We start from the raw sequence: 12,174 nt of genomic DNA on the forward strand, positions 1-12,174 counted from the left end.
TGTCATGCAAAGTAAGCTCGTGTCCCGCGACGACAAGCTTCACGTCGGCATCATCATGGACGGCAACGGCAGGTGGGCGACGCGGCGAGGCCTGTCGCGCATGCGCGGCCACGAGGCTGGGGTCGAGGCCATCCGCCGCATCGTCGAGGCCGCGCCCAAGCAGGGCATCGGCACGCTGACGCTCTATGCCTTTTCCACCGACAATTGGCGCAGGCCGAAGGCGGAGGTTGCCGCGCTGATGACGCTGCTGCGCTTCTACCTGTCCAACGAAGTGCAGAGCCTGGTCGAGAACGGCGTGCGCCTGACCGTGATCGGCCGCCGCGACCGCCTGCCCGACGGCATTGCCAATGCGATCGCGCGCGCCGAAAAAGCTACTGCCGATGGCGGCACGCTGCACCTGCGTATCGCCGTCGACTATTCCGCGCGCGATACCATCCTCAACGCCGCGGCGAAGGCGGCCGCGCTGACCAGCCTCACCCGCGAAGCCTTTTCGCAGCTCGTCACCGGCGAGGCAGGCCTGCGCGACGTCGATCTCATCATCCGCACCTCCGGCGAAAAGCGGCTGTCGGACTTTCTGCTCTGGGAGGGCGCCTATGCCGAGCTACATTTCACCGAGCGGATGTGGCCCGAATTCGAGGCGAGTGATCTCGCCGAGGCGCTGGCCGTCTTCCACGGCCGCGAGCGCCGCTTCGGCGGACTTCGGCCGATCGCGGCTGAGGAGGTGCCTTCGCTGTCCCGCGTGTGATCTTTCGACCGAAGCGACCGCGTTGATTTGCCGCCTGGCACGGATCGTGCTCTAGTCTCCCGCGATGGAGTGTCCGCAGCGATGGGAGCTTTCGCAAGATGCGCGCGGTCCTGGACTATTGCACCGGCGGAACGGAGCGGCAGTTCGCAGCCGGCACGACGATCGTCACGGAGGGGGGCACCACCGGCCATCTCTACGTGCTGATGCAAGGCAAGCTTGAGGTGCTCAAGGGCGAGATGGTCGTCGCCACCGTCACCGAGCCAGGCGCCGTGCTGGGCGAAATGTCCGTGCTGCTGGGCCAGCCGCATACCGCAACCGTGCGCGCCTGCTCCGATTCGGTCGTCACCGAATTCGAGGATGCCGCCGCGTTTCTCGCGAAGGAGCCCAACGTCGCGCTGCTGATTGCAAAGATGCTGGCGCAGCGGCTCAATGTCGCCAACACCTATCTCGCCGATCTGAAGCGGCAATATGCCGGTCACGGCACGCATCTGGCGATGGTCGGCGAGGTGCTTCAGAGCATGATCAACCTGCCGCCGCTTGAGGTCTCGCCAGGCTCGGATCGGCAATCCGATCCAAGAATGTGAGCCAGTCGGGCGGCGCCTCAACCGGGGCGGCGGGCCGTTGCAGCGGCGCATTCAGGTCGATCCACTGCGCTTCGCCGGCCGCCAGCCAGAACGCCTTGTCGGCACCGAGGTCCAGCACGATGTAGGTCGGCGGACGGCCGGGTTGCAGGCCGGTGTTGAAGGCCCAGGTCTGGCCTAGCCGGTCGAACCACGATCCATTGCTGATGAAGGGCGATTGATGCACGTGACCCGAGATCACCATGGACGGCTGGTATTGCGTGATCCACTGCACCAGCTCGACATCGCCGAAAAAGCGCTTGCCGCCCCAGCTCGTCGGTGAATCCGCCGGCGGTGCGTGATGCGCCCAGATCCAGCGCTGCGGCCTGACGGCCGCGGCATCGCGCAACTGCTCGATGAGGCGCTGCTTGACCTGCGGTCCGTCCCACCACGGGCACACCGTGAACATCGTGTCGCCGACCGTGAGGCTGTCGCCGTCGCAGGCGATGCCGAGCTCGCGCACCTCCGAGATCCAGCGCGAAATCTTCTCCCCTTCGGCGTTGCGCTCGTCGAGGTCGTGATTGCCGGAGCAGAGAATCACGCGAGTCGTCGCGGCCAGCAGCCCGAGGTACTTTTTCACCACCACGATCTGGGCGCGGAAATCCACCATCGAGCCGATATCGAGCGCATCGCCCGCGAAGATCACGAGGTCGAATTGCGGTGCCGCGCTGACCAGCCAGTCGAGCTGCGGCAGCGAATAGTGCAGGTCGGCCACGACGAGGCAGCGCATGGGAGGACCGTCGGCGAGAGGTCAAAATGTCTGGGAATTCCAAAACGTCATAAAGCAAGAAGCAGACCAGCCCGGCCGCCCCATCGGATCAATCCGACGAGCGACAGCATGCTGCGGCGCGTCGCAGAGCGCAAGGGCTCCGCAACGCCAAGGCTGGTCGGCCAAGAGCTGGAAGGACAAGAGCTGGAAGGACAAGAGCTGGAAGGACAAGCGCTGGAACGTCAAGGCTGGACCGCATCGCCGAATTCTGCTGTCGTGGCCTCTCTGCAAACGTGGGCCCCCATGACCTCCTTCAAGACCATTCGCGCCCGCGCCGAGAAGCGCAAGGGCGGGCCCAAGGCGCTGGAGAAGCTGATGCCGGCCAAGCCGGACCTCAAGCGGCTGGCGAAGCTCGGCGACGACCGCATCCTCGCCGAGATGACCAAGCGGGTGTTCTGCGCCGGCTTTGCCTGGAGCGTGATAGATTCGAAATGGGACGGCTTCGAGGAGGCCTTCCTGCAATTCCAGCCCGCCAAGCTCAGCTTCCAGCCCGAAGATTATTGGGAAGGTCTGCTGCGCGATGCGCGTATCGTACGCAACGGCGCCAAGATCATGTCGGTGCGCGACAACGCCGGCTTCGTGCAGGAGATCGCGAAGGAGCACGGCAGCTTCGGCAAGTTTCTGGCGAAGTGGCCGCCTTCCGACGAGATCGGCCTGCTCGATCTCCTCAACAAGCGCGGCAGCCGGCTGGGCGGCAACACCGGCCAGATGCTGCTGCGCTTCGTCGGCTGGGACGGCTTCGTCACATCCAAGGACGTGGTGGCCTGCCTGCGCGATGCCGGTCTCGACATCGCCGAGGAGGTGAGGTCGAAGGGCGACCTCGCCAAGGTGCAGGCGCAGTTCAACGCCTGGGCCGAGGAGACCGGCCTGCCCTACACCTATCTGTCGCGCATTTGCGCGCTCTCGGTCGGCGACAACAGCAGCGAATAGCCCTCACAACAACTGGAGAGAACAATGGCGAAAGCCTATTGGGTTGCGACCTATCGTGCGATCAAGAATCCCGATGCGATGGCCGCCTATGCCAACGTATCGCGCCAGGCGATCGAAGCGGCAGGGGGCCGCGTGATCGCGCGCGGGATGCCTGCGGCCGTCTTCGAGCTCGGCCAGATGGAGCGCGTCGTTCTGATCGAGTTCGACAGCGTCGCGAGCGCCAAGGCGGCGTATGAGAGCCCGGCCTACAAGGCCGCGCACGACCTGCTCGGTGATGGCGCGGATCGCGATATCCGCATCGTCGAGGCTGTCGATTAGCGCGCGATCTTGCCGGATCGTGTGCACCGTGTGGCGAACTTGTGCCGTGAGCGCGGCAGATGCGGCCACGCGATCACGAAATGCATTTTGCAGGAACATTTGTCCGCAGCCCCTGTTCGGGACCTTGAGCCGGGCGGGCAACGCACGCCGCCCGCTTGGACCCAGTGAAACCGGATACAGACACGGAGCAGCTCATGAAGCTCACATCCGAACAGGTGAAGCAGACCGTCAACCAACTCGGCGCTCAGGTGCTGCCCGACGAACATCCCGCGATGCCGCAGCTCAACAGTATGTTTGGCGAGCACACCTTCTTCGTCGACGAGATGGGCCTCAAGGTAGTCGAGCCGACGGCATCGCAGGGCGCCGACCGCCCGAGCGGCGAGGTCGTCAGCCTGGCCGATTGGGGCGATTCCGACCTGACGCGCCTGATGGCACACGAGCCCGAGCCGACCGGCGTGATCGTGGTGTTCGAGCATATGAAGCATTGAGCTGCCCCGAGCGCAATCGACCTCCCAGCGGTGGCGGAGCATCCGCTACCGTTGGCGAGTCAAGGCGGCTTCTGTCGCCGCAGAGCGCGCAAGAGCCTCGTTCAGATACCCAGCGTCAGCTGCGGCTCGGGATCGCCGGCGGCTTGGAGCGACGACAGCGAGACGCCCAGCAGCCTGACGCGCTTGGGGAGCGGCATCTCGGCTTCGAGCAGGCCGCAGGCCAGCCGCTCCAGATCGTCGCGTCCGGCAACGCCCGCCGCGACGGATCTGCTGCGCGTGATGATCTCGAAATCGGCGAACTTGATTTTCAGGGTCACGGTGCGGCCGCGATTGCCGGTGGCTTCGCAATGTCGCCAGACCTTGTCGACGAGCGGCCTGACCTCGGCGGCCAGCGCGTCGAATGCGTCGAGGTCGATCGAGAACGTGTTCTCCGCGCCGATCGACTTGCGGATCCGGTTGGCCCGGACCGGTCGCTCGTCGACGCCGCGTGAGATCCAGTAATAATAGGCCCCCGACTTGCCGAAATTCGCATTCATGAACTCCAGCGACTGGTTGCGGATGTCGAGGCCGGTGAACAGGCCGAGCGCGTTCATCTTCGCAGCCGTTGCCGGGCCTATCCCGTGGAACTTGCCGACCGGCAGCGTCTCGACGAAGGCTGGCCCCATCTCCGGCGAGATCACGAACTGGCCGTTGGGCTTGCGATGGTCGGAGGCGAGCTTGGCCAGGAACTTGTTGTAGGAGATGCCCGCCGATGCGTTGAGGCCGGTTTCGGCCTTGATCTTCGCGCGGATCTTCAACGCGATGTCCCGCGCCAGCGGAATGCCTTGCAGGTTCTCCGTCACGTCGAGATAGGCTTCGTCGAGCGACAACGGCTCGATGACCGGCGTATGCTCGGCAAAGATGTCGCGGATCTGCCGGCTGATCGCCTTGTAGACCTCGAAGCGGGGTTTTACGAAGATCAGATCGGGACATTGCCGCTTCGCGGTCACCGACGGCATGGCGGAGCGAACGCCGAACCTGCGCGCCTCGTAGCTGGCGGCCGCGACGACGCCGCGCTCCGCGGAGCCCCCGACCGCGACCGGCTGGCCGCGCAGCTGCGGATCGTCGCGCTGTTCCACCGAGGCGTAGAAGGCATCCATGTCAATATGAATGATCTTGCGCACCGGCGACGCGTGGCCGGCAACCGTGTCGGAATCGCTCATGGAAAGATGATACAATTTCGCGAAAAGAAGTTCGAGGTGATGATGTTTCAGTTGTTGCTGTTCGTGGTGGGTGTGGTCGGACTTGGCTGGCTGATCGGTACGACGAATCCGCCCGGCGAGTGGTATGCCGGCCTCGCCAAGCCGGGCTTCGTGCCGCCGAACTGGGCGTTCCCGCTGGCGTGGACGATTCTCTACACGCTGATCGCCATCGCGGGATGGCGGACCTTTCGCCGCGAACCCCGGGGCAAAGCGATGCTCGCCTGGGCCGCGCAGATGGTCCTGAACTTTGCATGGTCTCCGGTCATGTTCACGATGCACCAGATCGGCGCCGCGCTCGTCATCCTCATCGCGTTGTTCGCCGCGATCGTGACCTATATCGGCCTCGAGCTGTCACGCGACAGGCTCGCCGCCGCCTTGTTCGTGCCCTACGCGGCGTGGGTCGCATTTGCCGGCGTGCTCAATGCGGCGATCTGGCGGTTGAATTGAGACGATCGGTTTCGACCGATTCAAAAGACAATCTCAGGCATGTGAGTGGCAAGCATGGGCACGCGACCCAATATGAGCCGCGGGAGGACAGCCCATGCAATACAGCTCCGAGCTCATTCATACCATGCGTCAAGCGCTGGAGACCGTGATGGCAAGCGTGCCGGCCCATCAATCGGTGTTTGGCCTCAAAGCGGCGGTGGCCGAGTTCATCCTGCACGCCGCAGCACACGGCCAGACGTCGTACGACGGTTTGGTGACGGCCGCATCCGACCAGCTCCAGGCGATCATTGCGATGCTGACGTGAGGGGGGCGCCCGAATGCCGGCGCCCCCCTCATCATCGCCCCTCTCAGGAAGCGGGCACTTTTAGTTCGAAGCCTCGGTGGTGCTCTCTTGCCAACCAAGACCTCGAGCTCGATCTGACGGGGTTGTCGGCAGGCACAACTCCGATGTCGCAGGGCGAACCTCGACGCCTCGCTGGTCCAGCGACTTCAGTTCGATAACGTCAACCGCCCGCGCGTGGACGGCCAGCCAGCAACTGCATCTCCCAAGCGAACGCGACGCCGGTGGCGCCGGCATGTTCAAGCTGCACCTTCGCAAGCTCGGCAATGGTCTCCTGCCGCGCCCAATCACGCTGCCATTCGGCGGCGACGGCAAGCCAGGTGATGGGGACGGCGCCTGCCGCCGTCATGCGCCGCACCGCCATGTCGTGCGCCTCGACGGACACGCCGCCGGAGGCGTCGGTTACGATGAAGACGTCGTAGCCCTCCGCCAGAGCGTGCAGAGTCGGCATCGCAAGACAGATCTCTGTCCACAGGGCGGCCAGAATGAGCTGCTTGCGGCTGCTCTTCCTCACCTCGTCGACGACGCGCGCGTCCTGCCATGTATTGATGAAAGTGCGGTCGATCGGCTTCTGATCCGGATAGACATCCTGCAATCCCTTGATCAGATAGCCCCCGCGCTCTTCGAGCACCGTCGTCAGGATCGTCGGCACGCCGAAGACCTTCGCCGTCTTGGCGAGGCCGATGACGTTGTTTGCGATCATCGTCGGCTCATGGCTGTGCAAGTTGGCGAACTGGAAAGGCTGGTGGTCGATCAGCACGACAATGCTGTCTTGCGGACGCAGTAGGGCGTCGAGGCCGGTCTTGGGCATTGGAAACTCCTTCAAAATAGTTCGATTGAGGGGGTTGGGGGATCGAGAAATACGTGAAGCGAAACGATGCGTCCGCCCGCGAACCGGGCGACGTCCGTTCCGGTGACGGCATCGGGGTCCGAGTGCGCCGTGGAGCGCCAATTGAGACGCGCGACGCCATTGTGGCCGATGGCCGGACCGTCGGCGGCGAAAATGAGGTCACCTGGAAGATTCGCGAGCAGCCGGCCGACCGCGTCGGAGATCGCAGCATGACCGCGGACAGAAGCGTGCGGTTCGTGCAGCTCCGCGTCTTCGGCATAGAGCTCGCGGATCGCCAGACGGCGCCGTTCCTCGTTACGCTCGCTGAAGACCGTGAACAGGTTAGCCTTCATCAAGCGGTCATAGTCCACAGTTTCGGTCGTTGCTTCCGACTCGCGCGATTTTTGGCGCTCACCCTCGTCCGGCGAGAACATGGCCAAGCCCGATCTGGACGTCTCCGTCGACGCCTCGTCCTGCAAAACGTCCCAGTGCTCGGCGAGACGCCCGTTCTCGATACGGAAGATGTCAACGACGATCTGCGTCGCGGGCGCCCAGCCGCGAATGCGGCCATGAATGGCGACGAAGTCGCCCTCGGCGATCATCAGCCCCGGCTCGTAGAACACCGCGGGGGGAAGCTGCGCCACCAGCTGGGCCAGCGCATCTCGTCCCTGCGGGATGGCAGGGTTGTGCTGAATGTAGCCCGGCGCATAGAGCCGCTCGACGGCGAGCGGATCGTGACTCCTGAACAACGCGGTCATGGCCTCCAGAACCAGCGCCTTGTTGCGCTCTACGGCAGTCGTCATCAGCCTTCTCCCTCCGAGATGAGATGGATCGGTCCCTGCATTCGGAGGAATGAGCCGTCGGGCAGGGTGGCGTACGAGTGGACAACGCCGCGCTCGAAATCCTCGACATGCACGACAGTGGCGCCGCTCGCTTCGACCCAGCTCACGGCGAAAACGCCGGCGCGAATCGGGTCGACGGCGATCGTGACGGTCTCCGTATGGGCATAGGGGCCGTCGGCGATGTGGAAGCGGATGTGGTTGTCCGGCAGCGTCGTCAGTCGAGCGGTGAACGCGTCGAATCTGACATCGAATACGATCCCGACTGGATAGGCGTACGCCAGCTTCAGGGAGTCTGATCGTGATTCGGACATGGTAGACTTCAGCGAAGTGATCATGGGTCAGGTGCTTGGCTGATCAAAAAGGCACAGCAAACCGATGCGGTGCCGATAAACGAGCGTGAGGCGACTGAATCCTAGCGAACGTTCGCGCTAGGAGCGGCGCAGAAGCTGCTGCGCGGTGCAAATATTGCGGTAGAGTGTCGGAGCGGCCGTCACGCGAGCGCTGACCCGCGATTGGTGCTGTCGCTGGACCCCACGCGGCGGAACGCCACAGGTCGTTCCGATGTCGCGAAGTTGCGCACCCGTCTGGTTGCCGTCATATGTTTCGCGGTCTACCACGGGGCCAGATCAGCTGACGCGCTCAGATGGCGGCCCGTCGGGCCGCGCGCGGATCGCGGCGACGATGGCCACTTCAAGATTGTCCACTTCAATAGGAGACACAGCAATGAGCGTGCCTGCCTATTCGTCTTTCACCAAATGGTACTGCGAGGGCCAGCAAGCCCCGTATGTGCGCACAGGGAAATCGCCGGGCAGAATCCTGGATCTGCTCGAAATGGCGCGACCCGCCGGTGACATGCACCGCCCGGCCATGCCGGATCTTGTCCTTTACCAGGACCTGCTCGGTGGTAGTCGCGTTCGAGGCAACGCGGGAGGTGGGTATGTGGAAATAACGGGAGAGAAAGGTGCGCTTCATCTCGCTGCGCCCGACTTCGCCCTCACGTCGATCGTCGACAGCAGACATCAGATTCGCGCCTTGTCCTTTCCCGTGGCGCAGTGGCAGAGAGTGCTCGATGAAGCCACCGACAGCCAATTCTCGTTCGAATGCCTGCGACTCTACAAAGGGCTATTTCACTCGCTGACCATCCGATCGGCGCTTCGTAACCTGTGGGCCCTGTGTGACGAGGAGGGCGCGCCCTCGCGTCTGCTGGCGCGAGCGGCCGGCTGCGAGATCATGGCCGAACTGTGCCGGTTGAGCGGGGCACCATTCGCGTTGGCAAGGGGCGGCCTTGCCCCGTGGGCTGAACGGCGCTGTCTGGAATTGATGCGGGCGCGGCTCTCGCAGGACATCAGCCTCGACGAGCTGGCAGCCGAGGTGCAGCTTTCGACCTTTCATTTTGCACGCATGTTCAAGCAGAGCGTCGGCGTGCCGCCGCGCATCTACCTCACGCGACTGAGGGTGGAGAAAGCCTGCGAACTCCTCGAACAGACGGACCTTCCGATCACGGCGATCGCGCTAAAGGTCGGGTACTCATCAAGCCAGGTCCTCGCCCGGGTTTTCATCCAGCACATGCGCTTAAGCCCGTCGGACTATCGTCGGACTGTTCGCAATCCGGTTTGCCCATCGATCCCGCCTCGCGCGCATTCGGCTCTGGAGGGACTGCAATGAACGTCCATGCCCATTCGTCATTCGCCCAGTGGCACAGCAAAGGCCGACATGCGTCCTACTTGCGCACGATGAAATCCCCGGGCGGAATTCTAGACCTTCTCGAGGTCCAGCGACCAGCCGGGGACATGTCCCGCCCGGCCGTGTCGGACATCGTGCTGATGGAGGACATCCTTGGCTGCAGTCGTGTCAGGGGAGACCTGGGAGGAGGTCGCTTTGATATGGCGACCGCGAAAGGCAGCCTCGCCGTCGCTGCGCCGAACTTCGCGACCACGGTGATCAATGACGAAAGCCATCGGCTTCGCAGCCTGGCGTTTCCCTTGGCCCGGTGGCAGAGCGTGCTCGACGAGGCGGCCGACGGTCGCTTCTCGTTCGACACCGCCTGCATCTACGGCCGAGTGTTCGAATCGTCGGCAATCCGATCGGCGGTCCGCAACCTGTGGACTCTCTGTGAGGACGAGGGGGCGCCGTCGCAGCTGTTGGCGCGGGCGGCGGGCTGCGAGCTCCTCGCCGAGCTTTGCCGCTTGGGTGGAACGCCGTTTGCGCCGCCCAAGGGCGGCCTCGCGCTTTGGGCGGAACGGCGTTGCCTGGAACTGATGCGAGCGCGGCTTTCGGAAGATGTCAGCCTCGACGATCTGGCAGCCGAGGCACGGCTTTCACCGTTTCATTTCGCTCGCATGTTCAAGCAGAGCCTCGGCGTGCCGCCGCGGGTCTACCTCACGCGACTGAGGATGGAGAAAGCCTGCGAACTCCTCGAACATACGGACCTTCCGGTCACCCAGATCGCCCTGGAAGTCGGGTACTCGTCGAACCAGGTCCTCGCCCGTGTCTTTCTCAAGCATCACCGTATGAGTCCGACCGATTATCGTCGGGCGGTTCGCGATCCCGTCCGCCGGATCGCAATGCAGTAACTTGTGCCGTCGCCCTGCCAGTGCATCTATTGCGGCGAGGGAAGCGCCACAGTCTGCCCCACGACATCGATCGCCACCTTGCCGCGAAGTCCGCGCGATCCGCCGTTTTCGAGCAGTTCATGCGCTTCGCCGACCCGGGCCAGAGGTAGCACCGCGCCGATCACCGGCTTGATCAGGCCGCGTTCGACAAGGTTCGTCACCGCGTCGAGCTTGCCGCGGTTCTGCCGGGTGAACACGAAATGGTAGGCGGCATTCTTGCCCCACGCCTCGATCAGGTTTTGCGGCTGTGCGATGTCGACGATGCTGACCACCCGTCCAGCATCCGCGAGGGCGAGCGGGCTCCTCGTCAGGGTGTCGCCGCCGATGGTATCGAACACGACGTTCACCCCTTGCCCATGCGTCAGGTCTGCCACGGCTGAAACATAGTCGTCGGAGGTGTAGTCGATCACATCGTCCGCTCCGAGCGAACGTACGAATTCGTGGTTGCTGGAGCGCGTCGTCGTGATGACCCGCGCACCCATCGCCTTGGCAAGCTGGATCGCCACCGTGCCCACACCGCCGGCGCCACCGTGGATCAAGATCGTTTCATGAACGGCAAGCTGGGCGCGGGTCACCAAAGCTTCCCAGACCGTGCCTCCCACCAGCGTCAGGCTGGCGGCCTCCAGGTGAGTGATGTTGCGCGGCTTGCGACCGACCAGGTCGACATCGGCAATATGCTGCTCCGCATAGGAGCCGGGGCCGCCGAAGATTTTGGGCGTGTAGTAAACCTCGTCGCCGATCCCGAACTCGCTCACGTCCACTCCCTTCTCTTCCACGACGCCGGAAACGTCGTGACCGATGATGGCGGGAAGCGGCACGTAGTCGACATAGTCGCCACGGCGGATCTGATAGTCCAGGGGATTGATGGCGGTGGCGTGGACACGCACCCGGACCTGTCGCGGTCCGAGAGTCGGCACCGAAACGTCGCGCAGCTTGAACGCGTCGTAGCCGCCGAATTTTTCGAGCACGACGGCCTTCATGGTATCGGTCATGATCTTCCCTCCTCTCCAGGGGCTTAGCCGGTCAGGCGCGGGCGAAGGCCAGCAGGTCAGGGTTGATCACGTCAGGATGCGTCGCGAACAGGCCGTGCGAAAGACCCGGATAGGTCTTCAGCGTTCCGTCGCGCACCAGCCTGACTGCCTTATGCGCCGAGTTTTCGATCGGTACGATCTGGTCGTCCTCGCCGTGCAGAAACAGGATTGGAACGTTGATCGCTTCGAGATCCTCGGTAAAGTCGGTCTCGGAAAACGCTTTGATGCAGTCGTGATGTGCCTTCGCGCCGCCGGCCATGCCCTGGCGCCACCAATTGTCTATCAAGCCCTGACTTATTGTGGCGCCCGCGCGATTGAAGCCATAGAACGGGCCGCTTGGGATGCCCTTATAGAACTCCGCGCGGTTCCGGGACAGCGACTCGCGGAAGCCGTCGAACACTTCCATTGGAATCCCGTCCGGGTTCTTGTCGGACTTGACCATCACGGGGGGCACCGCACCGATCAGCACGGCCTTGGCAACGCGGCCGCGCTCGGCCTGGGCGACGTAGCGAGCGACCTCGCCGCCGCCGGTCGAATGGCCGATATGGATGACATCATGAAGGTCCAGCGCCTTCACGATTGCCGCGACATCTGCGGCATAGGTGTCCATGTCGTTGCCCGTGTCGGTTTGGTCCGATCGGCCATGGCCGCGCCTGTCAGGTGCGACCACGCGATAGCCTCGAGACAGGAAGAACAGCATCTGGCTGTCCCAATCGTCGGCGCTCAGCGGCCAGCCGTGGTGGAACATCACGGGCTGCGCGTCTTTCAGGCCCCAGTCTTTGTAAAAGAGGTTGGTGCCGTCGGCTGTGGTGATTATAGCCATGACAGGTCTCCTTCCGGTTGAGCTTGAGCAAATTCCGGAAAACGGCTGGCTCAGGATTGCGCCATGGCCCTATCGCGGACAATGTCGACGGCTGGCCGTGCAGTCCTCTTTCATATCAAATCCATTCCGACGAAAGTGC

Annotated in this window: 16 protein-coding genes; 9 read left to right on the forward strand and 7 right to left on the reverse strand. The window is 63.7% G+C overall.

Going from position 1 to position 12,174, the window contains the following annotated elements; translation table 11 throughout:
* The first annotated feature begins 4 nt into the window (after positions 1-4).
* The gene (locus tag AC3WLX_RS25060) at positions 5-745 is read left to right on the forward strand and encodes a di-trans,poly-cis-decaprenylcistransferase (RefSeq protein ID WP_492338002.1); all 741 of its coding nucleotides are present in this window, start codon (positions 5-7) and stop codon (positions 743-745) included.
* A gap of 98 nt (positions 746-843) precedes the next feature.
* A complete protein-coding gene (locus tag AC3WLX_RS25065; protein ID WP_291618715.1) occupies positions 844-1,329 on the forward strand; it encodes a Crp/Fnr family transcriptional regulator in 486 nt (161 codons plus the stop codon).
* On the opposite strand, the gene AC3WLX_RS25070 is transcribed toward AC3WLX_RS25065, so the two are convergent.
* Positions 1,268-2,095, reverse strand: a complete 828-nt coding sequence (locus tag AC3WLX_RS25070; RefSeq protein WP_492338003.1) for a metallophosphoesterase family protein — start codon at positions 2,093-2,095, stop codon at positions 1,268-1,270. The two genes, AC3WLX_RS25065 and AC3WLX_RS25070, sit on opposite strands and share 62 nt — an antisense overlap.
* A gap of 282 nt (positions 2,096-2,377) precedes the next feature.
* Between AC3WLX_RS25070 and AC3WLX_RS25075 the strand changes: the two genes are divergently transcribed.
* The 3 genes from AC3WLX_RS25075 (at position 2,378) to AC3WLX_RS25085 (ending at position 3,870) form a co-directional block, all read left to right on the forward strand.
* Positions 2,378-3,064, forward strand: a complete 687-nt coding sequence (locus tag AC3WLX_RS25075) for a DNA-3-methyladenine glycosylase I (protein WP_492338004.1) — start codon at positions 2,378-2,380, stop codon at positions 3,062-3,064.
* Positions 3,065-3,088: 24 nt separating this feature from the next.
* Positions 3,089-3,382: a DUF1330 domain-containing protein gene (locus tag AC3WLX_RS25080; RefSeq protein ID WP_291618721.1), complete on the forward strand. Its 294-nt coding sequence runs from the start codon at positions 3,089-3,091 to the stop codon at positions 3,380-3,382.
* A gap of 194 nt (positions 3,383-3,576) precedes the next feature.
* Positions 3,577-3,870 (forward strand): hypothetical protein, encoded by a 294-nt coding sequence (locus AC3WLX_RS25085; protein WP_492338005.1) that lies wholly within the window; start codon positions 3,577-3,579, stop codon positions 3,868-3,870.
* A 101-nt stretch (positions 3,871-3,971) separates the two neighbouring features.
* Here the strand turns inward: AC3WLX_RS25085 and dinB are convergent, their stop codons facing one another.
* The gene (gene dinB, locus AC3WLX_RS25090; protein WP_492338006.1) at positions 3,972-5,072 is read right to left on the reverse strand and encodes a DNA polymerase IV; all 1,101 of its coding nucleotides are present in this window, start codon (positions 5,070-5,072) and stop codon (positions 3,972-3,974) included.
* A 42-nt stretch (positions 5,073-5,114) separates the two neighbouring features.
* Between dinB and AC3WLX_RS25095 the strand changes: the two genes are divergently transcribed.
* On the forward strand, positions 5,115-5,558 hold the full coding sequence (locus AC3WLX_RS25095) for a TspO/MBR family protein (RefSeq protein WP_492338407.1): 444 nt from the start codon (positions 5,115-5,117) through the stop codon (positions 5,556-5,558).
* A gap of 94 nt (positions 5,559-5,652) precedes the next feature.
* Positions 5,653-5,862 carry a hypothetical protein gene (locus AC3WLX_RS25100; RefSeq protein ID WP_291618727.1) on the forward strand — a complete coding sequence of 70 codons (210 nt, stop codon included), beginning with the start codon at positions 5,653-5,655 and terminating at the stop codon, positions 5,860-5,862.
* A gap of 199 nt (positions 5,863-6,061) precedes the next feature.
* Here the strand turns inward: AC3WLX_RS25100 and AC3WLX_RS25105 are convergent, their stop codons facing one another.
* Genes AC3WLX_RS25105 through AC3WLX_RS25115 form a run of 3 tightly spaced genes read right to left on the reverse strand, consistent with a single transcriptional unit; the run spans position 6,062 to position 7,904 of the window.
* The gene (locus AC3WLX_RS25105) at positions 6,062-6,709 is read right to left on the reverse strand and encodes a hydrolase (protein WP_291618729.1); all 648 of its coding nucleotides are present in this window, start codon (positions 6,707-6,709) and stop codon (positions 6,062-6,064) included.
* Positions 6,710-6,720: 11 nt separating this feature from the next.
* The gene (locus tag AC3WLX_RS25110; RefSeq protein WP_366863939.1) at positions 6,721-7,530 is read right to left on the reverse strand and encodes a nuclear transport factor 2 family protein; all 810 of its coding nucleotides are present in this window, start codon (positions 7,528-7,530) and stop codon (positions 6,721-6,723) included.
* The gene (locus tag AC3WLX_RS25115) at positions 7,530-7,904 is read right to left on the reverse strand and encodes a MoaF-related domain-containing protein (RefSeq protein WP_291618732.1); all 375 of its coding nucleotides are present in this window, start codon (positions 7,902-7,904) and stop codon (positions 7,530-7,532) included. Before AC3WLX_RS25115 ends, AC3WLX_RS25110 begins: the two co-directional genes overlap by 1 nt.
* 388 nt (positions 7,905-8,292) lie before the next feature.
* On the opposite strand from AC3WLX_RS25115, the gene AC3WLX_RS25120 reads away from it, so the two are divergent.
* Together AC3WLX_RS25120 and AC3WLX_RS25125 are read left to right on the forward strand one after the other, a co-directional pair.
* Positions 8,293-9,234, forward strand: a complete 942-nt coding sequence (locus AC3WLX_RS25120; protein ID WP_492338007.1) for a helix-turn-helix domain-containing protein — start codon at positions 8,293-8,295, stop codon at positions 9,232-9,234.
* Positions 9,231-10,142, forward strand: coding sequence for a helix-turn-helix domain-containing protein (locus tag AC3WLX_RS25125; RefSeq protein ID WP_492338008.1), 912 nt, complete (start codon positions 9,231-9,233; stop codon positions 10,140-10,142). Before AC3WLX_RS25120 ends, AC3WLX_RS25125 begins: the two co-directional genes overlap by 4 nt.
* A 26-nt stretch (positions 10,143-10,168) precedes the next feature.
* Here the strand turns inward: AC3WLX_RS25125 and AC3WLX_RS25130 are convergent, their stop codons facing one another.
* Together AC3WLX_RS25130 and AC3WLX_RS25135 are read right to left on the reverse strand one after the other, a co-directional pair.
* Positions 10,169-11,173 (reverse strand): zinc-dependent alcohol dehydrogenase family protein, encoded by a 1,005-nt coding sequence (locus tag AC3WLX_RS25130; protein ID WP_492338009.1) that lies wholly within the window; start codon positions 11,171-11,173, stop codon positions 10,169-10,171.
* Between the two features lie 31 nt (positions 11,174-11,204).
* Entirely contained in the window at positions 11,205-12,035 is an 831-nt protein-coding gene (locus tag AC3WLX_RS25135) for an alpha/beta fold hydrolase (RefSeq protein WP_492338010.1), read from the reverse strand.
* Between the last annotated feature and the right edge of the window lie 139 nt (positions 12,036-12,174).

This window comes from Bradyrhizobium sp. FW305-F6, from assembly GCF_058782905.1.